Consider the following 25,442-nt stretch of genomic DNA (forward strand, 5'->3'; position numbering starts at 1 on the left):
ACCAGAACCGCTTTATCGCCACAACGTGAAAAGTATCACAGTTAATTGATTTATTTTTTGCTCCAAATCAATTCCGCTCGCTTCGCTTCACATTTTCCCATTCAGAGTCTAGTTCATTTAAATCACATTGCTCTATTTTTTTATTCTTTTTGGCGACGTTCGCTTCAATTTGACGAAAACGGCGTTCAAATTTATCATTTGCTTTACATAAAGCTTGCTCTGGATTTTTTCCTAAATGACGTGAAAAATTTACTGTAGCAAAAAGTAAATCCCCCAATTCTTCTTCCAGTTTGGCTTCATTTCTCGGCTTTTTCAGTGCCTCTTCTAACACCTCTGCCACTTCTTCATTTACTTTATCTGCAACTGGCTGTAATTCATCCCAATCAAAACCAATTTTAGCACACTGCTTCTGGATTTTATTTGCTCGTAATAACCCAGGTAAAGCGGTAGGCACTGAATCTAATATGCTTCCTTGCTTTTGGGATATGTTATTTAACGCTTCTTTTTCTAAGCGCTCTTGTTGCTTCACTTTATCCCAATTCGCTGTTATCTCCTCTTCTGATGAGAACACTTCGTCTCCAAAGACGTGTGGATGGCGACGAACCAACTTTTCATTTAGTGTATCTACTACATCATTAAAATCGAATAACCCCTCCTCTTTCGCCATTTGCGCATAAAAAATAACTTGGAATAGTAAATCCCCTAACTCTTCTTTTAAATTGCTCCAGTCCTTCTTATGAATCGCATCTACCACTTCATAAGTCTCTTCTATTGTATGGGGGATAATAGAATCAAACGTCTGCTTTCTATCCCACGGACAACCTAATTCTTTATCTCTTAATTGAGCCATTATTGAGAGTAACTGTTCAATGTTATTTTGAGCGGCCATATCTATCCCTTCGATTTAAAAACAAAAAAAGCGGTGACCATTATAGTCACCGCTTTTTTAAAAATACATTCGCCTTAAATTAAGAAGGCTTTTTGTTAACTTAACCTAATAAGCTCATTGCCATGCTTGGCGCTTGTTTTGCTTGTGCCAAAATTGACGAACTTGATTGACTTAAAATTTGTGTCTTCGTTAAGTTTGTTGTCTCTTTAGCAAAATCAGTGTCTTTAATTTGGCTATTTGAATCCGTGATGTTTTCGTTAATGTTAGTTAAGTTTTTAACTGCACTTTCAAAACGGTTTTGGAATGCACCTAATGAAGCACGATTACCATCAACGTATTCTAGAGCGGCATCAATCACATCAATTGAACGCTGTGCACCACCAACGGTTGTTAGGTCCATAGATGCTACAGTATCGTCCGACTCGCCACCCATTTTTAATTCATTCGCTAGAGAGCCATTGAACTCTAATGGTGAAGAGATAGTTTCACCTGACATAAATACTTGCAGTACGCCATCTTCAGTTACCGATGCGCTTAACTCGTTTGTTTGACCGTTAATGTAAGTTGCTAATTCTTCAATATCATCACCTGCTTTTGCTGAGATGTTGATTTCTTGAGGATTACCGTTTTTATCATTGTATGTCACATTAAACTGCGTGTTTTCTGCACCTACTTTCCAGTTGATATCACGACCTTCTTCAGCGAAGTAAGATTTACCACCCATTGTCGCTTCGTCAGCACGCATGCTGTTTAATGTCATTGCTACTGCTTCACCTGAATCAGCACCAATTTGGAAAGATTTTGTGCCAAACTCGCCATTAATTAAACGGGTACCAGCAAAAGAAGTTGTTTCTGCAATACGGTTCAGTTCATCAGTTAGTGAACTTGCTTCTTCTTGCATTGCTTGACGATCTGCGTCTGTATTTGAACCATTCGCTGATTGAAGAGATAAATCACGTAAACGTTGAAGAACATTCGTTGTTTCTTTCATTGCGCCTTCTGCTGTTTGCGCAATTGACATACCGTCGTTAGCGTTACGAACCGCAACGTCTAAGCCACGAGTTTGTGCTGTCATACGATTTGAGATCTGCAGACCAGAAGCATCATCAGCAGCGCTGTTGATTTTTGAACCTGAAGACAATTTCTCCATTGAGTCAGTTTGTGCAGCAGTTGCATTGTTCATGTAACGTTGTGCTGTCATTGCTGAGATGTTTGTATTTACTGAAATTGACATAATGTTTGCTCCGGTCGGCTTCACTTATTGTTATAGGATAGAAGCCTATAATTCATCGTTGATACCTATATTTACGGCCTGCCATTTCAGAACTTGAGATTTTTTTTCAATAAAAAAGCCGAATGCAATTAAATGCATTCGGCTTTAAAAGATAAACATTATTTATCAATAAGTTAACGATAGCTATTCAAGTGATAAATTTATTATGAAAGTCGTGTAGCTTCTATTACATCCTTCACTTGCTCTACTCGTGTGAGCAATCGCCCTAAGATATCAGCATTAAAAACTTCAAGATCAAAGTCCATGATCAACAGCTGTTTCTTATGATCATTCCGGCTCTTCATCCCAGAGACTTTCACTTTTTCATTGGCAAACAAGCTGGTAAGATCTTTTAGCAAACCTGAACGATCCATTGCTGTCACTCGTAGTGTCAGTATGTAAGACCCTTCAAAACCTGTGCCCCACACCGTGTCAATAATACGTTCAGCAGCATGATGACGAAGTTCGTTTAATTGATCACAATCGCTGCGGTGAACCGAAATGCCGCGCCCTTGTGTAATGTAGCCGGCAATTGGATCTCCAGGGATCGGCTGACAACAACGAGCAAGGTGAGTCATTAAGTTATCAACCCCTTCAACGACAACCGCATCATTACGCTTTTTATTTTGCGCTTGAGCTTGTGCTTGTGCTTTGGCTTCTAACTCTTGCAGTTGTTCGAGTGCCTTTTGATCTTCTTGCTCAGCAGTCGGTTTATTCACTAACGCATTAATATGATTAATCACTTGGTTAATACGTAAGTCACCGCTGCCAACGCCTGCAAAAAGCTCATCTGTCGAGTTCACATTAAAACGCTTAAGTGCATAGCGCTCAGCGTCTTTTAATGTACCGCCAATCTTAGCAAGCTCTGTTTCTAAGATCTCTTTACCTGCATCAAGATTCTTCTCTCGACTCTGCTTTCTGAACCATGCGTTAATTTTAGCGCGAGCACGGCCTGAGTTAACAAAACCTAATGTTGGGTTTAACCAATCTCGTGATGGGTTCGGCTCTTTTTGTGTGATAATTTCAACTTGATCACCCATGCTCAATTGATGCGTAAATGGAACTATTCGTCCCCCTACTTTTGCACCAATGCAACGATGTCCGACTTCTGAGTGTATGTGGTACGCAAAATCTAACGGTGTTGCGCCCATTGGTAAATCGACGACATCGCCACGAGGCGTAAAGGCATAAACACGGTCATCAAATACTTGACTGCGAAGTTCATCCAGCATTTCGCCAGAATCAGACATCTCTTCTTGCCAATCAAGCAGCTTACGTAGCCATGTAATTTTTTCGTCGTAACCACTACGACTGCTGTTTGATGAACCTTCTTTGTATTTCCAGTGCGCGGCAACGCCTAGCTCTGAGTCTTCATGCATATCCTTGGTACGGATCTGAATTTCAATCGTCTTCCCTTCTGGGCCTAATACCACGGTGTGGATAGACTGATATCCATTAGGCTTAGGATTCGCTACATAATCGTCAAATTCACTTGGCAAATGCTTAAATTTGGTATGAACAACACCAAGAGCCGCATAACAATCTTGCAGTTTGTCTGCAATAATACGAACCGCACGCACATCAAACAGCTCATCAAATGCTAAGCTCTTTTTCTGCATCTTGCGCCAAATACTGTAGATGTGTTTAGGACGTCCACTCACCTCTGCATTGATGTTGTACTCTTGCATTTCATCACTAAGACCGGTGACAAAATCTTCGATATACTGTTCTCGAACAATGCGTCGCTCAGACAATTGCTTGGCAATTTTTTTATAAGTATCAGGGTGTTGGTAACGAAAAGAGTAATCTTCAATTTCCCACTTTAATTGACCAATACCTAAACGGTTTGCTAATGGTGCATATAGGTTATTACACTCTTTTGCTGCAGCACGGCGCACTTCATCTGGTTCATTTTTCACTTCACGTAAATTGCAAATACGTTCTGCTAATTTAATGATCACACAGCGAAAATCGTCCACCATCGCCAGTAGCATTCGACGAATATTATCCACCTGAGAAGAGGCTGACTCTGCATCTACAGACGCATTTAATTGACCAATAGCGTCCATCTCTTCAACGCCATCAATCAATTTTTCAATTTCTTTATTGTAGTTCTCAGTTAACGTTTCTCTGTCTAAAATACCAGAGGAAACTAAAGGGAATAACTGAGCAGCAATAAGTGTTGGCTTGTCCATACTTAAGGTGATCAATATTTCGATCATCTCACGACCACGCCATAGCAAGAGCTGTCCTTCTTCATGGGAAGCGACTAACTCTTCACATTGCTTATACACCTCAGTCAATTTTTTTGAGGTGTTTTTATCTTGTTCAAGGCTGGCGATCCATTCACCTAACTCGAACTCTTCATTTTCCTTAAGATGTGCTCCGCGAACTGCGACCATGTCCGTTTCCTATAATCCAATTTTATAATGATTCTTTTAGACTTCTTAAGCTAAGTTAGCATTACCGCTAATTATCGCTCAAACAAAGCCATAGATTCTAAATGTCCTGTATGTGGGAACATATCAAGCATACCTAGCCTAGTAAGCTTATAACCGTGTTGAATAAGTAATTGGCTATCGCGTGCAAGCGTTGCCGGGTTGCACGATACATAAACCACGGTTTGAGGTGTTAATTTTGCCACAGTTTCCATCACTCCTGCAGCCCCTGCTCTGGCAGGATCGAGTAAAATCTTTGTAAACTTTGTGCTAGCCCACACTTGCTCAGTGATATCTTCTTCTAAATTTGCTTGATAAAACGTGACATTATCTAGTCCATTTCGTTTTGCATTCGATTGAGCGCGTTGAACCATCTCATCCACGCCTTCAATACCAACGACGTTTTTCACTTTTTGAGCTAAAGGCAAACTAAAATTACCAAGACCACAAAACAAATCCAACACACTATCTGTTTCGTTTAGGTTGAGCCAAGACAATGCTTGTTCAACCATTTTGTCATTAACATGACGATTCACTTGAATGAAATCTTTCGGCGTAAAATAAATTTTAGCACCATCAATTACATAATATGGTTCTTCTCCACAAACGTGAGTTAATACGTCACTCTCAGGCATTAGGTATAAGATCAAATTGCGTTCTTCACAATAATTCACTAAGGCTTGACGATCCTTCTCATTAAACTCAGCAACATGGCGAATAAGTAAAACACTGCCGTTATCCGCTTGCACAAGCTCAACATGCCCTAGATGCTTTTTACCTTTTAGTTGGTTCAATAACGCAAATAAAGACTCTAAATGTTGATCCAATTCCTGAACAAGCACTGGGCAATGACGAACATTAACAATAGCTTTACTTTGCTTTTTGCGGAAACCAAAATCTAACTGATTCGTCTGCTTATTTACCATTAAACTGATACGAGCTCGTCGGCGGTAACCTTGTTCATTATCAATAATTGGAGAGACGACTTCACAATGATCAACACCTTGTTTTTGCATTAATTCTTGCAGCTTTTGATCTTTTGCTACAATTTGTTCTTGATGCTGTAAATGCTGTAAATTACATCCACCACATTCATGATAATGCTGACAAATTGGTGCTTGGCGTTTCGTACTTTTTTGAATTAACTTAATCAGCTTAGCGCGAGCATATTGTTTTTTCTGCTCTGTAAATTGAATAATCACCTTTTCTTCAGGTAGAGCACCATCAATAAATACAGGCTTCTTATCCACAAAGGCGATGCCTGCGCCATTATGATCTAATCGAACCACATCAACCGACTGATGCTTTGTATTTACTGAAGCTTTCTTTTTCGCTTTGAAGAACTGCGCCATGATTATTGCCTGATTTACTAAAATTAGGGCCATTATACCGAAAGAACACTAATATGCAGTCTTGATTAGTCATTCATTTACGTTTCATCTTCCGATTTCGACATAGAATAATTGAGCTTCCTCTTCAACTTGATTAAGCTACGCGGTCAAGGAAGTTAATCAGAACGAATCTATATGACAAAATACGGCTTGCGTGCACGAGTCATCACGCTAACATTGGCACCAACATTAATCATCGGTTTATTGCTAAGTGGTTTTTTTACCATGAACCGATACAATGATTTGGAAACGCAGCTCATTTCTAGTGGTACAAGTATTATTGAACCATTGGCAATTTCGAGTGAATATGGAATGACGGGAAAAAACCGTGAGGCCGTTCGCCGTTTAATCAGCTATGCTCATCGAAAACACTCTAAAATTGTTCGTAGTATTGCCGTATTTGATGAACATCATGAGCTATTTGTAACGTCCAACTTCCACCCTAACTTTGAAAGTTTAACATTTCCCAAAAACCAACCGATCCCTTTATTATTAGATATTACTTTTCAAGAAGAATCGATCATATTAAGAACTCCGATCCTTCCAGAAGGCCAATTCTCTACCAACTTTGATTCTTCTCATATCAACGAACCATTGGGCTATATTGCGATTGAACTGGACTTATCGAGTTTACGACTTCAGCAATACCAAGAAATATTCTCTGCCTTGATTGTTTTAATGCTTGGACTTAGTCTGTCTGGCGTCTTTGCTTATCGTTTAATGCAAGATGTCACTCAACCTATTTCACACATGGTTAGCGTGGTTGACCGTATTCGCCGTGGTCATTTAAATGTTCGTATTGAAAACAAATTGCATGGTGAACTAGATACGCTTAAGAATGGTATCAATGCCATGGCGATTTCTTTATCTGAATATCATGTTGAGATGCAACAAAGTATCGACCAAGCGACATCTGATTTGCGTGAAACCTTAGAGCAATTAGAAATTCAAAACGTCGAGTTAGATATTGCGAAGAAACGAGCTCAAGAAGCGGCTCGTGTTAAGTCTGAATTCTTAGCCAATATGTCGCACGAGTTGCGAACTCCACTTAATGGCGTTATCGGTTTTACTCGCCAAATGCTAAAAACCTCTCTATCAAATAACCAACAAGATTACTTACAAACCATAGAGCGTTCTGCGAATAACCTATTAACGATCATCAATGACATTCTTGATTTCTCGAAACTTGAAGCGGGTAAGTTGCTACTAGAAAACTTGCCGTTTAATTTCCAAGATACTCTTGATGAAGTGGTAAGTTTACTTGCCCCGAGCGCACATGAAAAAGGCTTAGAAATCACTCTTAAGATAGATCAACGCGTTCCATCGGGGTTAATTGGCGATCCACTTCGTATTCAGCAAGTACTGAACAACCTAGTTGGTAACTCGATTAAATTTACCGAAAAAGGCAATATCGATATTTCTGTTGAATTAAAACACTTGCATGACGACAGCATCGATCTTCAGTTTGTTATTAGAGATACAGGGATTGGTATTTCTGAACGCCAACAAGCTCAACTGTTCCAAGCCTTTAGTCAAGCTGATGCCAGTATTTCTCGTCGTTATGGCGGTACAGGTCTGGGCTTAGTTATTACCCAAAAACTGGTTGATCAAATGGGCGGCGAAATAGGCCTAAGCAGCCGGTTACATCAAGGTTCTACATTCTGGTTTACGATTAAAATGAGCTCAACAGAGCTGCCAATGATTGATGAACGCGATGTATCTCAATTAGAAAATAAAAAACTGCTGTTGATTGAACCGAATATGCAATCTGCCTCTATTTTACAACAACAGTTTATTCATCACGGGGTATTTGTTACCTATCGCTCAACCTTGCCTGATATTATTGAACCTCATGATTTTGCTTTGATTAGCTTAAACTCAAGCTCTAAACCTACAGCACAATCATTAGAGCTCATATCTAAAAAACTGGCACCTTATTGCCCAACAATTGTGATTGGTTTACCAAGTACCGAGCTCGCACTCACTGAAGAGTTAAATCAACTTTCTCATATTACTTGTTTATCAAAGCCATTTGCTAAGAAAAAATTACTTGATGCCTTATTACACCATAAGCAACCAATGCAAGAACTCGCATTGCCGGACTTAATGACGCATGACGATAAGCCTCAACGCTTACCGATTAAAGTGATGGCTGTCGATGATAATCCCGCTAACCTTAAGCTTATTTCCGCCTTATTACATGAACAAGTAGAAACCGTCGTAACTTGTAAAAATGGCATTGACGCAGTGCAGCAAGCCACAGAACAAAAGTTCGATATTATTTTAATGGATATTCAAATGCCTAAAATGGATGGCGTTATGGCATGTAAAGAAATCCGAAAAACAGTACTAAACGCTCAAACCCCTGTTGTTGCCGTAACAGCTCATGCCATGACTGGTGAACGAGAACGATTAATCAGTGAAGGAATGGATGATTACTTAACCAAACCAATTGAAGAACATGTCCTTCAACAAGTCATCATTCACTGGAGTCCCTTAACGGATAAATCTGATGTGGAAAAAATTGAAATTTTAGCCGACGCGATCCCTGAACTTCATGTGGAAGAAGCAAGTTGTGATAAGAGTAGCAGTATTGATTGGGAAGCGGCATTAAAGCAATCAGCAGGAAAAGATGATCTCGCAAAAGAGATGCTTGAAATGCTGATAGAGTTTATTCCGGAAGTTGATAGCTGGATAGAAAAAGCCCTAAAGGGGAACTTATCAACTGAAGAACTGTGTCATTACATACATAAACTTCATGGAAGTAGCTCATATTGTGGCGTGCCTAGACTAAAGCAGTTATGCAATTTAATTGAAACCGCGCTAAGACAGGAGCAATCGATTGAAGACATTGAACCTGAATTATTTGAGCTGCAAGATGAAATGTATAAAGTGACAAAAGATGCCACTCAATGGCTAAAGTAGCTTATACCATTCTGGATAAGTAGTTGTTCAGATAATTGCGTAGGAAAAATCGATTAGAGCAAGATATTAATTACAGTAACTAGTGGATCTAATTACAAAATTTATAACGCAGATATAATCGATTTTAACAAGCAAGAATGATCAAATACTTATGTAGATTGGTATTAGTTAGGATTCAAAAATTACCGTTGCAACCGCGTAATGGCGCTCGTCGGATATTGTAAGGTGAATATGGGAAACATTCATTTTTTGAGATAACTCAAGAGCTTTACCCATGAGTTTTAAGATGGGTTTACCGTTCTCATCATTAGAGACACTAAAATCATGAAAAGTAACACCATGGGCAATGCCGGTTCCTAATGCTTTTGAGGCGGCTTCTTTTGCTGCGAAACGCTTCGCTAAAAAACGTCCTTTTTGTTTTAGGCTTTGATACTTTTCAAATTCAGATTGGCTTAAGATGCGCTCTGCAAACGCATCCCCTGAACGAGAAAGGGCTTTTTCAACCCTTTCTATTTCAGCAATATCAGTCCCTAGACCAACAATCGCCATTACTTACGAGCACCTAGCATAATACGGTGCATATCCGCGACCGCTTTTTCTAAACCATCAAACACTGCACGTCCCATAATAGAGTGGCCGATGTTTAATTCATAGATTTCTGGCAGTGCCGCAATCGCTTCAACATTGTGATACGTTAAACCATGGCCTGCATTAACAATCAAGCCTTTAGCTGCAGCATAGCTTGCACCTGCAGCGATTTTTTTCAACTCATCTTGTTGTGCTTCTTCTGTTTCTGCATCCGCATAAGCACCAGTATGAAGTTCAATGAACGGGGCGCCACACTCAACCGCTGCATCAATTTGTTCTTTATCTGCATCGATAAATAGAGAAACTTTAATTCCTGCGTCAGACAATGTTTTCGTTGCTGCTTTTACTTTTTCAAGTTGACCTAATACATTCAAGCCACCTTCAGTGGTTAGCTCTTCACGTTTCTCAGGCACTAAACAAACAAACTCTGGCTGTGTTTTAAGCGCAATGCCTACCATTTCATCCGTTACTGCCATCTCTAAGTTCATTCGTGTTTGCAACGTTTCACGTAAGATACGCACATCACGATCGTTAATATGACGACGATCTTCACGTAGATGGATCGTAATACCCGCCGCGCCAGCTCGCTCTGCGATTTCTGCCGCATGAACAGGATCAGGGTATTTTGTACCTCGTGCATTACGAAGGGTGGCTACGTGATCGATATTAACGCCAAGTAAAATTGAACTCATTTTAGAATACTCCTTGTTCTTGGAAGAAACAGTTCCCTACTTTTTAGGGGCTTACCGCCAAGATACGGCTTTAATGCTATGCGTGTAAAGCGTTTTGCTGCTTTTAATTGCTCAGGGGTGGTAAATCGACGCTCACTAATCGCAATCAACTCATTACCTTTAAAGCTCATTAAAGGGTCGTGACGGATGGATGCCATAAAGCCTTGCTGCTCACGATAACGATACGTCATCTCTGGAGAGACCATTTCACCACTGCCTGCACAATGTAAAAAATCAACGCCATAACCTAATGAAGATAAAAGCGCTAGTTCAAAACGTCTTAATGCGGGTTCAGGGTTTGAACTTTGAGCAAGCTCAGTAAGAGCGGTAAGGTAATCTAAAAAAAGGGCTGGATACGGCGTTTCTTGCTCTATTACTCGAACGACTAATTCATTGATGTACATGGCTGAGTAAAGATTAATACCAGAGAGTGGAATGCCCAAGCTAATGGTTTCAGCTTGTCGCAGTGTACGCATAGAGCCTTTGCCTGACCATTTCATTAATAATGGGGTAAACGCTTGTAATACGCCTTTTAGATTAGAACGCTTGCTTCGCGCCCCTTTGGAGATAATAGATAAACGGCCATACTCTTCGCTAAACACATCTAAAATTAGACTGCTTTCACTATATGGTCTTCGGTGCAGGACAAAACAGCGCTGTAGGCCTTCTTCCACGTTTCTTACCTATAAATAAGAGTTCAGATCGCTTCGCTTGCAGATTTTAGAAGAGCCGCGGTAAGACTCGATGCCTACCGCGGCTCTTCTGGCCCTTTAAGGGAGCTTGCGACCGATCTGAACCCTGCTTTTTCTATAAATCGTCGATATAACCTAGAGAACGAAGTGCTCGCTCATCATCAGCCCATCCAGATTTCACTTTAACCCAAAGCTCTAAATACACTTTACGGTCAAACAGTTCTTCCATATCAATACGAGCTTCACGACCGATCGTTTTAATTTTCTCGCCATTCTTACCGATAACCATTTTTTTCTGGCCATGGCGTTCAACAAGAATCAAACCGTTAATATGGAAACCATCCATTTTAGGGTTGTAATCAAAACGTTCGATCTCAACCGTAACTGAATATGGTAGCTCTTCACCCGTAAAACGCATTAGCTTTTCACGGATAATTTCAGATGCCATAAAACGTTGAGAACGGTCAGTAACATACTCTTCAGGGAAGTGATGTACCGCTTTTGGTAAATGTTGACGAACCAATTTTTGCACAACATCAACATTAGAACCTGATTTTGCTGAAATTGGCACAACATCCACAAAGTCCATTTTTTCTGTCATGGTTTGCAGATGCTGCATCACATCATTTTTATCTTTAACGTTATCTACTTTGTTTACTAATAAAACCGTAGGGAACTCTGCTTTTTTCAGCTTATTCAATACCATTTCATCATCTGGTGTCCAGTGTGTGCCATCCACCAAAAATAGAACTAAATTCACATCACTTAACGATGAATTTGCTGCTCGGTTCATTAATCGGTTAATCGCACGCTTCTCTTCAATATGAAGCCCTGGAGTATCAACGTAAATTGCTTGGTAATCCCCTTCCGTATCAACACCCATAATACGGTGACGAGTCGTTTGAGGTTTACGTGATGTAATTGAAATCTTCTGACCTAAAATTTGGTTAAGAAGAGTTGATTTACCCACGTTTGGACGGCCAACAATCGCAATAAAGCCACAGTGTTGGTTGTCACTTGTTTCTGTTTTTTCTGAAGATGCAAAGTATGCATCTAGATCGAATTCTTTTTCATCTGACATTAGTTTAACTGTCCTAATGCTATGTCAGCAGCCGACTGTTCTGCCTTGCGGCGGCTACTTCCTTTTCCGATAACCGGCGTATCCAAGCCAGCCACGATACATTCAATAGTGAACTCTTGATTATGAGCTTCACCTTTAATTTTTGTTACTGTGTACGTTGGTAATGGCTTACGACGACCTTGCAGGTATTCTTGAAGACGTGTTTTTGGATCTTTTTGAGAAACACCTGGTTCAATCGAATCAAGACGCGTTTGGTACCAAGACAGAATGATGCCACGAATGATTTCTGTGTCGCTGTCTAAATAAATAGCACCAATAATCGCTTCAACCGCATCAGCTAAAATTGAATCACGACGGAAGCCACCACTTTTAAGCTCACCTGGGCCTAAGTATAGGTAATCTCCTAACTGAAACTCACGACCAAGCTCAGCTAATGTATGACCACGAACTAAGGTTGCACGCATACGACTCATATCACCTTCATCCACTTTAGGAAAACGGTGATACAACTCATCAGCAATAACAAAACTCAAAATTGAATCGCCTAAAAACTCTAAACGTTCATTGTGAGTACCATTAGCACTACGGTGAGTCAGTGCTAATTTTAAATAATTTTCATCTTTAAATTGATAGCCTATTTTTTTCTCTAGGCGTTGTAATGAAGCATTCATAATCGTTCAATCAGTCTATGCCACCGATGCGGTTAAAACGCACACCAGTAGGAATAAAGGAAGGCAGCACACTATCGCTACCACGTTCAAATTCAAAGCTGATCCAGATCCCGACCGCTTTACCAACCAGATTCGCTTCAGGGACAAAACCCCAGTAACGACTGTCAGCACTGTTGTCACGATTATCGCCCATCACAAAATAGTTTCCTTCTGGTACAACCCATTCATTGTAACCTGGTCGTGGTTGGTACATTGATACACGATCAGCTCTCATAGGATTAACCAAAATATCATGCGTCGTCTCTTTTGCTAACTGTTCTGTATATTGAACTAGGTTAGTACGATCTTGCATGAATTCACTGTCTTTCATGTTCGTTAACGGGATGATATTACACTTGCTCTCGCCTTTTGGTTTTACACACAACTGCTTTGAAGAGCTGTAAATTACGGTATCGCCTGGTTCACCTACTACACGTTTAATATAGTCGATATTTGGTTGAGGTGGGTATTTGAATACAACAATATCACCACGCTCAGGCTTACCCGTTTCTACAAGTTGTGAACGCCAAACAGGGTCTTTAATTCCATATGAGAATTTTTCAACCAAGATAAAATCACCGACTAAAAGCGTCGGCATCATCGAACCGGATGGGATCTGGAACGGCTCATAAATAAATGAGCGCAACACTAAAACAAGGCCAATCACTGGAAAAATTGAAACAGACTGCTCTACCCACCCCGGTTGAGGTGCGACTTTTGCTAGTGTTGCTTCATCAACTTGTCCACCCGCTTGTTCTCTCGCTGCCGCAATTTTTTGCTTACGCTTTGGAGCCCAAACGAATTTATCAATAGCCCAAATAACACCTGTAAATAGGGTTACCAGAACTAAAATTAGTGAAAAAGTGTTCGCCATTTCATTCCCTTAAGTTAAGTGTTGCAATAACAAAGAAAGCGAAGACCATTGATCATCGCTTTCTTTGAGCTGTAATAAAGCTTAATTTACGTCACTCTGAATAATCAGTGATGACCTATTAATCTTTACCTACATGAAGAATCGCAAGGAAAGCTTCTTGAGGTAATTCAACATTACCAATCTGCTTCATACGTTTCTTACCTTCTTTCTGCTTCTTCAACAGTTTTTTCTTACGGCTAATATCGCCACCGTAACATTTTGCGATTACGTTTTTACGTAACTGCTTAACCGTTGAACGCGCAATAATGTGGGCACCAATCGCTGCCTGAATCGCAATATCAAACATTTGACGAGGAATGAATTCTTTCATTTTCTCAACAAGTAAACGACCGCGGCTTTGTGCATTATCGTGGTGAGTAATGATAGCAAGTGCATCAACTCTGTCACCATTGATTAATACATCAACACGAACCATGTTTGACTGTTCATAACGTTGGAAGTTGTAATCTAGTGATGCATAACCACGAGACGTTGATTTCAATCGGTCAAAGAAGTCTAAAACTACCTCTGACATTGGAATATCATAAGTCAACGCTACTTGGTTACCGTGATAAACCATATCAACTTGAACACCACGTTTTTCAATACATAGACTGATCACATTACCTAAGTAATCTGCTGGTACTAAGATATTACAACGAGCAATTGGTTCACGAATTTCATCTAAATCATTTACTGCTGGTAATTTTGATGGGCTATCTACGTACAGTAAATCACCGTTATTTAATACCACTTCGTAAACTACCGTTGGTGCTGTCGTGATCAGATCAAGATCGTATTCACGCTCTAGACGCTCTTGGATGATTTCCATGTGAAGCATACCAAGGAAGCCACAACGGAAACCAAAGCCAAGTGCAGCCGAACTTTCTGGTTCATAAAACAGAGAAGCATCATTCAGACTTAATTTGCCTAATGCATCACGGAAGTTTTCATAATCATCAGAAGATACTGGGAACAGACCTGCATACACTTGTGGTTTCACTTTTTGGAAACCAGGTAGACGCTCTTCACAGCCACCCTTTGCATGAGTCAAGGTATCGCCCACTGGTGCACCTAGGATATCTTTGATACCACAAACTACCCAGCCAACTTCACCGGTGTTTAATCCATCGGTGTCAATTTGTTTTGGAGTGAAGATACCAATACGGTCGATACCCCAAACTTGGCCTGTGCTCATTACTTTGATCTTGTCATTTTTCTTTAGTGAACCATTTTTGATTCGAACAAGAGAAACAACACCTAAGTAGTTATCAAACCATGAGTCAATGATCAGCGCTTGTGTTGGCGCTTCAGGATCACCTTCTGGTGCTGGAATTGATTTCACGATAGTTTCAAGAACTTCATCAACGCCTAAGCCTGTCTTAGCAGAACAACGCGTTGCATCCGTGGCGTCAATACCAACGATTTCTTCAATTTCTTCAGCTACACGATCTGGATCTGCCGCTGGTAAGTCAATCTTATTTAAGATTGGCACAACTTCTAGATCCATTTCGATTGCGGTATAACAGTTTGCTAGAGTCTGTGCTTCTACACCTTGACCCGCATCAACCACCAATAGCGCACCTTCACAGGCAGCAAGTGAACGCGATACTTCATAAGAGAAGTCAACGTGTCCAGGTGTGTCGATAAAGTTTAGTTGATAAGTCTCACCATCGTTAGCCGTATAGTCGAGCGTCACACTCTGGGCTTTGATAGTGATACCACGTTCACGTTCTAGATCCATTGAATCAAGAACTTGTGCAGCCATTTCACGGTCTGACAGGCCACCACAAACTTGGATTAGGCGGTCAGATAGTGTCGATTTACCGTGATCGATATGGGCAATAATAGAAAAATTACGAATGTGCTTCATAAATGATGTGACAAACTCAATTAGTTAATGGGATTGGATCGTGAGATCAAGTTGTGGGATTCTACCCAATTTCGTCGCAAGTCGCTATCTTATCGTGCAGCATTTACTGAGATAGTGTCAGAAACTGGCTCACCGAGGACACGGATCAAGCTAACTTGTTGTTCTGTATTCTGCTCAATTCGGTGAGAAAGTGATTTCGCAAGCACATACCCGCCCCATGATGAAAGCGCAGCAACCACGATGGTTGTTAGCTCACCAACGCCCACAAGTGGAGAAATAAGCGCATCAGAAATAAACGCCCCAATGAGTAAAAAGAGTAACGGCACTAAATATACAATAGCAGCGGACTGAAGTAGGTTCTTTTCAGGTAAACCTATTTCTACCATTTGACCAATGGTTAATTTTTTATCGGTATGAAAAGCCCAGTGATGCACCTTTCCTGGAAGTACCTTTGATACAATACCTGTGCCACAAGAATCTTTCGATGAACAATGGTTACAACTGCTTTTCTGCTGGCAACCAACAACAACTATGTCATCTTGAATATCAAGTACTGTTGCTAACGCTGTCATCATAGGCGTTATTTATCCTCATTTTTTAATACAGAGGGACGAAAAACAATGGAATCAGCGATACGTTTTGCTGTAACTACAGGAATATCGCCAACGACACTAATTTCATAATCCCCTTGTATGTAGCTATACAATGAACGTCGCCCTTGGCGTACTGATTGTTCTTTTTGACTTAATTCATCGGCTTCTGAAATATACACGGAGAAATTAAATAACCCATCGGTATACATTTGGCTTTCAACTGCTCGTTGATTCATAGCAAGACGATAGCGATTGAAATGAATGGCTTTAAAGCCGCTAGGCAGCCACTTTATCGACCAGGCTGCTTCTTCTTGTGTCGTAGGTGGTAACGGCAATACTTTAGGTAACTCTACCTCACCTAAACGCTGATTCATAAATCCTGCAATTTGATCATTAACGGTGTAAGAAACCACTCTATATTGCTCAATAATGTCGCCATCTCTACTCACTAAATCAGTACGTAACGGCAACTTGCTTCGCTCATCAATCCACACAATATAAGAATAACGATTTCCATCCTTTGAAACGATGCGAACCACTTGTGAAGGAGACCCTGCCTCTCTTGCTCTACCCATTGATACAAAATCATAATATTGTTTTAAAAGAGGCAATTCTTTATGTAAAAGAGGGATAATAGGAGCAACAATAGATTCAGCTTGAATAGAAAAAGGTTTACTGCCTTGCTCTAAATAAGTGATTTCTTCATTTCTACGAATCACTTCGCGCATTGAACCACTTAAATAAACAAGATGAGATAACGTCATATTCTCTAGATGAGAATGGCGATACATAAAAGGTTCAATACTGTTTTTCTTAACCAAAATATAAGAAAGCTCGTAATTTAGCTTATGACTCGCCTCTCCCATTTGATGTAACAAAGCCTCAGCAGAAGGCGTTTCTTCTGCTGAGGCTGTTATTGGAAAGAAGCTGATCAAAGCGATAAAGCCGATCAGGATACGTTTCATTATTCTGCCAATGTTGTATTTTGCTCGAGTAAATCACGGTCAATCGAACCATCATGAGCGTTCAATCGTAGTTGTAATTCATAATCTTGCAGCATGGCATTTATACGCTTACGCTGCTCCATGACATCTGCTTCTGTCGAGGTTTTATTTACTAGTGAGTCACGGGTTAAACTCACAGGCTCTGCCGTTCCACTAAATGGAATCGTATCAAGTACCTGAATGTCACCACTCGCAGGGATAGCATTGCTTTCTGAACCGTTATATTGTTGAACACCAACAATAACAACAAGAGAGAAACACGCAGCCATCGCAACTTGACTAAACTGAGTCAACCAACTTGGCATTGTCTTCTTTGCTTCACTTGGCGTAGGCTGAGAAGGCATGAATTCCGTTACCGTATCATTCAACTGGTGAGCAGGTTCATCCTCAAGAGCAAGAGCCACATTGGCGGCAATATCCCACTCTTGTGTTTCAGGTGTCTCGCCTCTCATTACATCACCAATTAAATGGTAATTTTTCCAGGTTTCTGCGCTTTCTGTTTGCGATAGGGATTCTATGAACGCATTGTCCATTTCCTCATTATCCATAAACGCTGAAATTTGTTCTTTATCAGTCATTGTCTTCACCGTTTGACCGTTGGAAATAATTAACGCTGCATCAGCGGTTGGATTTTTTTCTCAACTACTTCACGAGCTCGGAAGATACGCGAACGAACCGTACCTACCGGACACTCCATTACAGCAGCAATATCTTCATAACTTAAACCTTCTAGCTCTCGTAATGTTATTGCTGTTTTTAAATCTTCAGGTAAACCATCAATTGTCGAAAATACGATTTGTCGTAATTCCTCGGTTAATGATAAATTCTCTGGGTTAGTGACCTCTTTTAAGGCACTTGCCCCTTCATAATATTCTGCTTCTTCCGCATCAACATCAGATGCTGGCGGTCTGCGTCCTTGAGCGACAAGGTAGTTCTTCGCTGTATTCACTGCTATTCGATACAACCAAGTATAAAATGCACTGTCCCCACGAAAGGTTGGTAACGCACGATACGCTTTAATAAACGCTTCTTGCGCAACATCAGGTACATCACCACTGTTTTTTACATAACGAGCAACAAGACTACATACTTTGTTTTGATATTTAACTACCAAATGGTTAAAGGCTTGCTTGTCACCACGTTGAACACGCTCAATTAAAACTTGATCTGTTAACTGCTCACTCATTGGAGCGGGTACTCCCATGTTATTCTTCTTAGATGCGCATAAAGTTTAGATTACGCAAACAGCTGATAATAAATTCAGCTATACCACGATTAACTTGAGCACTATGTATGAGTTTCTAATCTTTAGAAAGTTCCGTCATTATTACATTTTTTTATCAATTTAATAGTTCAATGAGTAATTTAAGGCTTTTTTTAGCTTGTTTTTATCTCTCATTTTCACTTTTTTATTCTTGATATTTAAGATTCCACTTCAAAATATAACGCAACCACCTAGATTCTGGTAAAATGATCGGATTATCACAGGAAAATGATGAATATATGAACATAACCAATGAACACAGTTGCGACGTTTTAGTCATAGGCAGTGGTGCTGCTGGTCTTTCACTTGCACTTAGAGTCGCACCACATGGAAAGGTGATCGTTTTAAGTAAAGGTCCTCGTAATGAAGGCTCAACCTACTACGCTCAAGGCGGTATTGCAGCCGTATTTGATGAAAGTGATACGGTAGAATCTCATGTTGATGATACCTTAGTTGCTGGCGCACATATTTGTGACAAAGATGTTGTTACTTTTATTGCTGAAAATGCGAAACATTGCGTTCAATGGTTAATTGATGGCGGTGTTCCTTTTGATCACGATGATGAAAAAGAAACCGACATTACCGATCCAAAGTTTCATTTAACTCGTGAGGGTGGCCATAGCCATCGCCGTATTTTGCACGCAGCAGATGCTACCGGCAAAGCAATGCAAAACTCACTGCAAGAGAATGTTCTAAATCACCCCAACATCACTATTTTTGAACGTCACAATGCGCTCGACTTAATCACTGAAGATAAAGTTGGCGGAGAAGCAGATAAAGTTGTTGGTGCCTATATTTGGAACCGTGATGCCGAGCATGTTGAAACCGTTCGCGCTAAATTTGTTGTATTAGCAACAGGCGGCGCTTCTAAAGTTTACCAATATACTTCAAACCCTGACGTATCTTCAGGTGATGGTATCGCAATGGCTTGGCGTGCTGGTTGTCGAGTCGCTAACTTAGAGTTTAATCAATTCCACCCTACGTGCTTATTCCACCCTGATGCTCGCAATTTTCTAATGACCGAGGCCTTACGTGGTGAAGGCGCTTATTTACGTCGTCCAGACGGCACACGTTTTATGCCTGACTTCGATGAGCGTGGTGAATTAGCACCTCGTGATGTCGTTGCTCGTGCTATCGACTTTGAAATGAAACGCCTAGGTGCTGACTGTATGTATTTAGACATCAGCCATAAACCTGAAGACTTCATTCATCACCATTTCCCTACCATTAATGAAAAACTGCTTTCATTTGGTATCGATATGACAAAAGAGCCTATCCCTATCGTGCCTGCTGCTCACTACACTTGTGGCGGTGTTATGGTTGATAAACAAGGCCAAACAGATATTGATGGTTTATTTGCAATTGGTGAAGTGAGTTATACTGGTCTTCATGGCGCAAACCGCTTAGCTTCTAACTCTCTACTAGAGTGCGTTGTTTATGCATGGTCTGCTGCTGAAAATATTATTAAAGACATGAATAACCGAGCTCTTCCTCCGTCATTACCCGCTTGGGATGAGAGTCAGGTTGAATGCTCAGATGAAGAAGTAGTAATCCAACATAACTGGCATGAACTACGTCTATTTATGTGGGATTACATGGGTATTGTTCGCACTGATAAACGTCTAGAGCGAGCACTTCGTCGTATTCAGTTACTAAAACAAGAAACCCATGATTACTACAGTAATTTCCGCGTGTCTAATAACTTGATCGAACTGCGAAACCTGCTTGATGTGTCTGAATTAATGGTTCGTTGTGCAATGGAGCGTAAAGAAAGCTGTGGTTTACATTACACACTAGATTACCCAGAAGCGCTTGAGGAGTCCGGTCCTACAATTTTAGTGCCTAAGAATTTCAACTAATTTTCGCTTTCATTTGTTGGTCTCTATTCTAAACCTATAAATAGAATAGAGATCATCTTAATAAAACCGCTAATTGATGCTGCTCATCTTCATTCATTGCATCTCTAAATAAATAAAAATACTGCTTGGTATATTCATTTTCCGCATAAAAAACACTCATACTTCGACTTATCCAAAATACTCGTTTAACAATCCAATCTCTATGATCATCAGACGCTTTGATTACAAAAGTATAATCACCTTGCAACTCTAATAATTGATGATAAATAGATGTAATATGCTGATGAATAAAATAAAAGAGGAGAGGTAATAAAGGAAATGGAATTATATCCATTAACATTACCGCCCATCCCAAGTAGATATAACTACCATACAATGTGAGATAGGCGATATAGGAAAAGTGGAGCGTAAACTTAACGGAGTTTGCTGAGGTTGTGCTCAACGATCTTATCTACCATAGATGCATGACCTAGGTTATCACTGCGTCCGTGCCCCATGATCCAAGTAAATAAATCTGGATCATCACTTTCTAACAATGAAACAAAATTCTGTTGCTCAGCTTCTGTTAGCTCTTCAAAACATTCGTCAAAAAATGGCATAATTACCACATCTAATTCTAGCATCCCACGACGGCAAGCCCACTTTACTCGTGCTTTTTCTTCGACACTGTACATACGGTCCTCTAGCTTAAAAATAGAAATAACTGACCGGAGTTTATCAGTCTATTTCTATGACAACCATGATCTAAAGTCACAAGATGAAGAAGATGAGACATAAAACTACTTGTTTCTTTTTACTGACATTTAAAATCTAGGCATTTACTATAAAGGGATAACCTAACTGGATAAGAATTTCATGATGAGTACTGTTTTCTCTACGTTATCGCTAAACCTAAACGATCCCTTACCAAGCTTTGCTATTTCAGAATTAACTGATTGGGCATTAATAACTATGGTAGGTAACGATAAAAAATCCTACTTACACGGGCAAGTAACCTGTGATGTTGTTGCTTTAACACAAGGCGAGATTACCTTTGGCGGTCACTGTGATGCAAAGGGAAAGTTATGGAGTATATTTCAACTGTTTCACCACAATGACGGTTATGCCTTATTTCAACGCAAAAGTGCTATTGAAACTGAATTAACAGAAATCAAAAAATACGCCGTATTTTCTAAAGTTGATATTGAAATCAGCAACGAAGTATTACTTGGCTTAACTGGCGCTGCGGCTGAAGAGTGGATTAACGAGCAAACTGACTCACAAGAAAGTGTCCGCACTTGTAACTTTGGTACTTTCGCTAAAATTGGAAAGCTACAGTGGTTATTGGTAACGACAAGTGAACATAAAGACACTTTAATGTCATCGTTAACTCAAGCGGCATTATGTGATGAGTCATTATGGGAGCTTTATACCATTCAACAAGCTCACCCTCAAATTGATGCAGCACTAAGTAATGAGCATATTCCTCAAGCATTAAACCTACAAGCCATTGACGGGATCAGTTTCAAAAAAGGCTGCTATACAGGTCAAGAAACCGTAGCAAGAGCAAAATACCGCGGTATGAATAAACGAGCTATGTATTTAGTTGCAGGGCAATCAGAACAAGCCCCCGTTGCTGGCGATGCGATTGAGCGCAGTGTTGGTGACAACTGGCGTAAAGGCGGAACCATTGTTTCTTCTTTCCGATATCAAGATGGACATACTTTAGCTTTAGCTATTCTCCCTAATGATCTTGATAGTGACACTCAATTTAAACTTCAAGATGCGATTTGGGAAAAAATGCCACTTCCTTACTCTCTTGACGATGAGTAACTCAACACCATAAACAAGAAGGGTCTGCAAAAAATTGCAGACCCACTTCCTAAATTCCCTTTCTTAAATTAATAATCCAATTAGGCACAACAATTCTGTGTCGAAGGTAAGATTAAGTTTCATCGTTACATTTCCAACCTTGACCTCAAACGCAGATATCAACAACAATATTTGAATTTTTATTTATTTTAAGTGAATAAGTAGCAAGTCGTTTGTTATTTAGCTATCTTTACAGTGTTCTTTTCTTAAAAAAGAGCGCATAAATTGTTTAACTCCAAACAATTTAATTCAATATACCTATATATATTGAATATGCATCTGTGACTGTTTGCCCGAATTTATTCGGGCTTTTTTTTATTTATGCCCACTGAATAACAGTATTTAATATTAGATAAAGATCAAATTTAAAACGATAAAAGTACAAAAACTGATTCAACCATCACTCTATTCTATATTTGTAACGCTACCTTCATCTTTTCTGTTTTATAATACAACCAAAGCACATTACGAGCTTTGTTGTATTAATCACAAAAGGACAAGGTGATGCGATTTTTTAAGCACTATGCACCAAGCATGATTGCTAAACATATTAGTCGACTGTTTAATGGGAAAATTCATATTCATGGTATTGGTGAGTTTCGATTTGAAGAAGGAAAGTTAATCGTTCCCTCTCAAGCAGAAAGAGCGCAATATCGAATGATAAAAGAGATTAACTTGGAAGTTGCTCGATTACGACTTTCTTATTAATAGCCTCAAACTGACTATGTAAAATCGATACGAATAAAAAAAGGTAGCTGTGGCTACCTTTTTTAATGCTTATTTTTGACGGTATTATACCATTCTGGATAAGTCGTTGTTCAGATAATTGCGTAGGAAAAATCGATTAGAGCAAGGCATAAATTGCAGTAACTAGTGGATCTAATTACAAAATTTATAACGAAGATATAATCGATTTTAACAAGCAATAATGATCAAATACTTATGTAGATTGGTATTATTTACGCTTTATGTTGAGCCATTTTTGGTTGTCGCCCTGATAAGCCTAAGGCGCGTTTAAGACATTCATCTTTAACTGGCGTAACCTCATTAGTTAGAGACATTCCTATCCCCCTCACTAATTTCTTAATTGGATTAAAACCAGAAAAAAGAGCCTTAAAGCTTTGCATCGACGCTATCATTTGTGCCGCTTCCGCTTTTCTCCAGCGCTCAAATGGGCGTAAATTGGTTTTTAACCCAATATCTTTACCCTCTTGATGTAGCTCTATAATCGTTTCAGCTAATGCTGCGGCGTCAGCTAAACCAAGGTTTACTCCTTGCCCTGCTAATGGATGAATCGTATGAGCCGCATCACCGACTAATACAACGCGATCTTTTACAAAATCTTTGGCATAACGCATTTTTAAAGGGAAGACTTGTCTCTCTCCTTCGACACTGCATAGGCCTAGTTGGTTATCAAACGCTGCAGTCAATTGCTTATTAAATTCGTCTTCTGGCATTGAAACTAAGTTTTCTGCATTAAGAGGATCGAGTGACCAAACAATTGAACTCAAATTACTTTCACTCAATGGAAGAAAAGCTAATGGACCTTCTGGTCTAAAAATTTGACGAGCCGTTTCTGTGTGATTTTCTACGGTTCGTATATTGGCAACTAAAGCACTGTGTCCATAATCCCAATGAGTGAGTGGGATATTAACTTGATTACGTAACCAAGAGTTTGCGCCATCAGCACCGACCACTAATTTAGCCGTAATTGCTTTGCCTGATTCTAAATTTAACCACGCTTCACTCTCGCCAAACATAATACTACTACAACGTTCTGGAGCTAATAACGTTACATTTTCTTGTTTAGAAACCATATCTAACAAAGAAAGTTGAATCACTCGGTTTTCAACAATATGCCCTAGGTTTCGTTGTGCAATTTGTTCCGCTTCAAAATCAATACGAGCAAAGCTGTCTTGCTCCCATACTGTCATTGAACGGTAAGGAGCGGCTCTACGAGAGGTGATCCCCTGCCATGCACCAACATTATCTAAAATATATTCACTTGCTCGACTGATTGCTGATACACGAACATCTGGTAAGTCAGTTAGATCAGTGTCTGGTAATTGACTTTCAATGACCGCGATTCTTAATCCACTGCCCTCTAATGCAGCAGCAACGGTCAAACCAACCATGCCACCACCAATAATCGCAACATCTACACTTTGCATCATAATTATCTATTCACTCTGCCCATAGCTCGTAACGTTAAGGGCTTTAAAAAAGCACGAAAAGTATCAACTGCACACAAACTGACATTTCTTCCTATCACCATAGGAAATGCATTATTTGCAAAAATAGACACCAATCCTGCAGTCATGGTTATTGTTTGTTGTTGATCTGGCTGACGGCGTTTTTGATACGCAGACAACACTGAATATTCGCCAATATCATTACCTGCTTGATTTGCTAGGGTAATACAATCTGCCAATGAGAATACGTCTCTTATTCCTAAATTAAAACCTTGGCCAGCAATTGGATGCAATGTTTGAGCTGCATTCCCAATAGCAGCAAAACGGTGTGATATATGTTGTTTTTGACGACGTAACCACAATGGGTAATGCGCTCGTTGCCCCGTTTTAGTCAACTGACCTAAACGCCAGCCAAAAGCCTGTTGTAAATGCGCTAGAAACGTATCGTCATCATATCCAAGTATTTGTTGCGACTCTTCAGGGCTCACACACCACACTAAAGAACTGCGTCCCTGAGACATAGGAAGTAAAGCTAATGGTCCATGCTCTGTAAAGCGCTCGAATGCTTTGCCTTGAGGGTGAATATCCGTCGTGATATTTGCAATAATGGCTACTTGTTGAAAGTCATCATTCTGACTCTCTATATTCATGCTTTTGCACGTTTTTGATTCAGCGCCATCAGCGGCAATAACTAAGGATGTTGAAATCTGTTCACCTGTCGATAAAGTGATTTTAGATAATGATTGTTCTCTATCAATACCTAAGACCGAGGCAGGACAAATAAGCTCAATATGAGGTGAAGTTTCAAGTTTTTGATGATAAAAACGACCGACATCGGCTAACTCAACCACATAACCTAATGCATCAACATTAAGCTCTTTAGCGGTTAATTCAGTCAACCCCATATGATGTCGATCTGACACATGAATATGATCAATTGGCGTTGAAAATGATGCGATACCTGACCAAAGACCAATATCTTGCAGCAGCTGAGTCGTTCCACTTGAAAGAGCAATACTTCTCGAATCATAACCTGGATGTTGATCTAACTTTGGCTCAACCGCTTCAATGACGGCGATAGACAATGTCTCTTGGTTCATTTTCTCTAGGGCCAAAGCGAGTGTTGCTCCAGCCATAGCTCCGCCCACGATCACTACATCATAATGTGTCATAGC

Annotated in this window: 23 protein-coding genes; 4 read left to right on the forward strand and 19 right to left on the reverse strand. The window is 39.9% G+C overall.

Translation table 11 applies throughout. The annotated features are described in order from the left end of the window. Positions 1-67: 67 nt before the first annotated feature. The 4 genes from mazG to rlmD all read right to left on the reverse strand — a co-directional run bounded on the left by mazG (position 68) and on the right by rlmD (position 5,952). Positions 68-889: a nucleoside triphosphate pyrophosphohydrolase gene (mazG, locus tag PVK70_RS04230; protein WP_130047763.1), complete on the reverse strand. Its 822-nt coding sequence runs from the start codon at positions 887-889 to the stop codon at positions 68-70. A gap of 100 nt (positions 890-989) precedes the next feature. After that, entirely contained in the window at positions 990-2,123 is a 1,134-nt protein-coding gene (locus PVK70_RS04235; protein ID WP_130047762.1) for a flagellin, read from the reverse strand. 203 nt (positions 2,124-2,326) lie between these two features. Then, on the reverse strand, positions 2,327-4,564 hold the full coding sequence (gene relA, locus PVK70_RS04240; protein WP_130047761.1) for a GTP diphosphokinase: 2,238 nt from the start codon (positions 4,562-4,564) through the stop codon (positions 2,327-2,329). Positions 4,565-4,635: 71 nt separating this feature from the next. Continuing rightward, positions 4,636-5,952: a 23S rRNA (uracil(1939)-C(5))-methyltransferase RlmD gene (rlmD, locus tag PVK70_RS04245; RefSeq protein WP_165367151.1), complete on the reverse strand. Its 1,317-nt coding sequence runs from the start codon at positions 5,950-5,952 to the stop codon at positions 4,636-4,638. 174 nt (positions 5,953-6,126) lie between these two features. On the opposite strand from rlmD, the gene barA reads away from it, so the two are divergent. Beyond that, a complete protein-coding gene (gene barA, locus PVK70_RS04250; protein WP_130047759.1) occupies positions 6,127-8,916 on the forward strand; it encodes a two-component sensor histidine kinase BarA in 2,790 nt (929 codons plus the stop codon). Positions 8,917-9,084: 168 nt separating this feature from the next. Here the strand turns inward: barA and acpS are convergent, their stop codons facing one another. The 11 genes from acpS to rpoE form a co-directional block, all read right to left on the reverse strand. Beyond that, positions 9,085-9,465, reverse strand: coding sequence for a holo-ACP synthase (gene acpS / locus PVK70_RS04255; protein ID WP_130047758.1), 381 nt, complete (start codon positions 9,463-9,465; stop codon positions 9,085-9,087). Continuing rightward, positions 9,465-10,196, reverse strand: a complete 732-nt coding sequence (pdxJ, locus tag PVK70_RS04260; RefSeq protein ID WP_130044958.1) for a pyridoxine 5'-phosphate synthase — start codon at positions 10,194-10,196, stop codon at positions 9,465-9,467. Before pdxJ ends, acpS begins: the two co-directional genes overlap by 1 nt. After that, positions 10,193-10,909, reverse strand: a complete 717-nt coding sequence (recO, locus tag PVK70_RS04265) for a DNA repair protein RecO (protein ID WP_130047757.1) — start codon at positions 10,907-10,909, stop codon at positions 10,193-10,195. Before recO ends, pdxJ begins: the two co-directional genes overlap by 4 nt. 133 nt (positions 10,910-11,042) lie before the next feature. Beyond that, the gene (era, locus tag PVK70_RS04270; RefSeq protein ID WP_130044956.1) at positions 11,043-12,008 is read right to left on the reverse strand and encodes a GTPase Era; all 966 of its coding nucleotides are present in this window, start codon (positions 12,006-12,008) and stop codon (positions 11,043-11,045) included. Then, the gene (gene rnc / locus PVK70_RS04275; protein WP_130044955.1) at positions 12,008-12,679 is read right to left on the reverse strand and encodes a ribonuclease III; all 672 of its coding nucleotides are present in this window, start codon (positions 12,677-12,679) and stop codon (positions 12,008-12,010) included. Before rnc ends, era begins: the two co-directional genes overlap by 1 nt. Before the next feature lie 10 nt (positions 12,680-12,689). After that, positions 12,690-13,592: a signal peptidase I gene (lepB, locus tag PVK70_RS04280; RefSeq protein WP_130047756.1), complete on the reverse strand. Its 903-nt coding sequence runs from the start codon at positions 13,590-13,592 to the stop codon at positions 12,690-12,692. A 118-nt stretch (positions 13,593-13,710) separates the two neighbouring features. Beyond that, entirely contained in the window at positions 13,711-15,504 is a 1,794-nt protein-coding gene (gene lepA / locus PVK70_RS04285; RefSeq protein WP_130047755.1) for a translation elongation factor 4, read from the reverse strand. Between the two features lie 89 nt (positions 15,505-15,593). Beyond that, complete coding sequence (locus tag PVK70_RS04290) at positions 15,594-16,079, reverse strand: SoxR reducing system RseC family protein (RefSeq protein ID WP_130047754.1); 486 nt, start codon at positions 16,077-16,079, stop codon at positions 15,594-15,596. Positions 16,080-16,084: 5 nt separating this feature from the next. Continuing rightward, positions 16,085-17,062, reverse strand: coding sequence for a sigma-E factor regulatory protein RseB (gene rseB / locus PVK70_RS04295; RefSeq protein WP_130044951.1), 978 nt, complete (start codon positions 17,060-17,062; stop codon positions 16,085-16,087). Further along, a complete protein-coding gene (locus PVK70_RS04300; RefSeq protein WP_130047753.1) occupies positions 17,062-17,679 on the reverse strand; it encodes an RseA family anti-sigma factor in 618 nt (205 codons plus the stop codon). The genes rseB and PVK70_RS04300 overlap by 1 nt, the downstream gene beginning before the upstream one ends. Positions 17,680-17,708: 29 nt before the next feature. After that, positions 17,709-18,287 (reverse strand): RNA polymerase sigma factor RpoE, encoded by a 579-nt coding sequence (rpoE, locus tag PVK70_RS04305; protein ID WP_130045021.1) that lies wholly within the window; start codon positions 18,285-18,287, stop codon positions 17,709-17,711. Positions 18,288-18,604: 317 nt separating this feature from the next. On the opposite strand from rpoE, the gene nadB reads away from it, so the two are divergent. After that, a complete protein-coding gene (gene nadB, locus PVK70_RS04310) occupies positions 18,605-20,224 on the forward strand; it encodes an L-aspartate oxidase (protein ID WP_165367152.1) in 1,620 nt (539 codons plus the stop codon). A 52-nt stretch (positions 20,225-20,276) separates the two neighbouring features. Here nadB and PVK70_RS04315 read toward each other — a convergent pair whose 3' ends face one another. Together PVK70_RS04315 and PVK70_RS04320 are read right to left on the reverse strand one after the other, a co-directional pair. Continuing rightward, positions 20,277-20,666, reverse strand: coding sequence for a protein YgfX (locus tag PVK70_RS04315; RefSeq protein WP_338000487.1), 390 nt, complete (start codon positions 20,664-20,666; stop codon positions 20,277-20,279). Then, the gene (locus PVK70_RS04320; protein WP_130044947.1) at positions 20,638-20,898 is read right to left on the reverse strand and encodes an FAD assembly factor SdhE; all 261 of its coding nucleotides are present in this window, start codon (positions 20,896-20,898) and stop codon (positions 20,638-20,640) included. Before PVK70_RS04320 ends, PVK70_RS04315 begins: the two co-directional genes overlap by 29 nt. 181 nt (positions 20,899-21,079) lie before the next feature. Here PVK70_RS04320 and ygfZ point away from each other — a divergent pair, with 181 nt between their 5' ends. Further along, positions 21,080-22,036, forward strand: coding sequence for a tRNA-modifying protein YgfZ (gene ygfZ, locus PVK70_RS04325; protein WP_130047750.1), 957 nt, complete (start codon positions 21,080-21,082; stop codon positions 22,034-22,036). Positions 22,037-22,579: 543 nt separating this feature from the next. Beyond that, on the forward strand, positions 22,580-22,783 hold the full coding sequence (locus tag PVK70_RS04330; protein ID WP_130044945.1) for a DUF1107 domain-containing protein: 204 nt from the start codon (positions 22,580-22,582) through the stop codon (positions 22,781-22,783). Between the two features lie 251 nt (positions 22,784-23,034). Here PVK70_RS04330 and PVK70_RS04335 read toward each other — a convergent pair whose 3' ends face one another. Together PVK70_RS04335 and ubiH are read right to left on the reverse strand one after the other, a co-directional pair. Further along, on the reverse strand, positions 23,035-24,249 hold the full coding sequence (locus PVK70_RS04335; protein ID WP_130047749.1) for an FAD-dependent 2-octaprenylphenol hydroxylase: 1,215 nt from the start codon (positions 24,247-24,249) through the stop codon (positions 23,035-23,037). 2 nt (positions 24,250-24,251) lie between these two features. Continuing rightward, positions 24,252-25,439: a 2-octaprenyl-6-methoxyphenyl hydroxylase gene (gene ubiH, locus PVK70_RS04340; protein ID WP_165367153.1), complete on the reverse strand. Its 1,188-nt coding sequence runs from the start codon at positions 25,437-25,439 to the stop codon at positions 24,252-24,254. Positions 25,440-25,442 lie beyond the last annotated feature (3 nt).

Source organism: Aliivibrio sp. A6 (genome assembly GCF_028765505.1).
Lineage (GTDB): Bacteria > Pseudomonadota > Gammaproteobacteria > Enterobacterales > Vibrionaceae > Aliivibrio > Aliivibrio finisterrensis_A.

Excerpts from the sequence above, each read along its gene's own strand:
- relA (WP_130047761.1), bottom strand. The coding sequence starts at position 4,564 with ATGGTCGCAGTTCGCGGAGCACATCTTAAGGAAAATGAAGAGTTCGAG.
- pdxJ (WP_130044958.1), bottom strand. The coding sequence starts at position 10,196 with ATGAGTTCAATTTTACTTGGCGTTAATATCGATCACGTAGCCACCCTT.
- rnc (WP_130044955.1), bottom strand. The coding sequence starts at position 12,679 with ATGAATGCTTCATTACAACGCCTAGAGAAAAAAATAGGCTATCAATTT.
- lepB (WP_130047756.1), bottom strand. The coding sequence starts at position 13,592 with ATGGCGAACACTTTTTCACTAATTTTAGTTCTGGTAACCCTATTTACA.
- PVK70_RS04335 (WP_130047749.1), bottom strand. The coding sequence starts at position 24,249 with ATGATGCAAAGTGTAGATGTTGCGATTATTGGTGGTGGCATGGTTGGT.
- era (WP_130044956.1), bottom strand. The coding sequence starts at position 12,008 with ATGTCAGATGAAAAAGAATTCGATCTAGATGCATACTTTGCATCTTCA.
- PVK70_RS04330 (WP_130044945.1), top strand. The coding sequence starts at position 22,580 with ATGCGATTTTTTAAGCACTATGCACCAAGCATGATTGCTAAACATATT.
- PVK70_RS04235 (WP_130047762.1), bottom strand. The coding sequence starts at position 2,123 with ATGTCAATTTCAGTAAATACAAACATCTCAGCAATGACAGCACAACGT.
- barA (WP_130047759.1), top strand. The coding sequence starts at position 6,127 with ATGACAAAATACGGCTTGCGTGCACGAGTCATCACGCTAACATTGGCA.
- PVK70_RS04290 (WP_130047754.1), bottom strand. The coding sequence starts at position 16,079 with ATGATGACAGCGTTAGCAACAGTACTTGATATTCAAGATGACATAGTT.
- ubiH (WP_165367153.1), bottom strand. The coding sequence starts at position 25,439 with ATGACACATTATGATGTAGTGATCGTGGGCGGAGCTATGGCTGGAGCA.
- rseB (WP_130044951.1), bottom strand. The coding sequence starts at position 17,062 with ATGAAACGTATCCTGATCGGCTTTATCGCTTTGATCAGCTTCTTTCCA.
- PVK70_RS04300 (WP_130047753.1), bottom strand. The coding sequence starts at position 17,679 with ATGACTGATAAAGAACAAATTTCAGCGTTTATGGATAATGAGGAAATG.
- lepA (WP_130047755.1), bottom strand. The coding sequence starts at position 15,504 with ATGAAGCACATTCGTAATTTTTCTATTATTGCCCATATCGATCACGGT.
- mazG (WP_130047763.1), bottom strand. The coding sequence starts at position 889 with ATGGCCGCTCAAAATAACATTGAACAGTTACTCTCAATAATGGCTCAA.
- rlmD (WP_165367151.1), bottom strand. The coding sequence starts at position 5,952 with ATGGCGCAGTTCTTCAAAGCGAAAAAGAAAGCTTCAGTAAATACAAAG.
- acpS (WP_130047758.1), bottom strand. The coding sequence starts at position 9,465 with ATGGCGATTGTTGGTCTAGGGACTGATATTGCTGAAATAGAAAGGGTT.
- PVK70_RS04320 (WP_130044947.1), bottom strand. The coding sequence starts at position 20,898 with ATGTACAGTGTCGAAGAAAAAGCACGAGTAAAGTGGGCTTGCCGTCGT.
- rpoE (WP_130045021.1), bottom strand. The coding sequence starts at position 18,287 with ATGAGTGAGCAGTTAACAGATCAAGTTTTAATTGAGCGTGTTCAACGT.
- nadB (WP_165367152.1), top strand. The coding sequence starts at position 18,605 with ATGAACATAACCAATGAACACAGTTGCGACGTTTTAGTCATAGGCAGT.
- ygfZ (WP_130047750.1), top strand. The coding sequence starts at position 21,080 with ATGATGAGTACTGTTTTCTCTACGTTATCGCTAAACCTAAACGATCCC.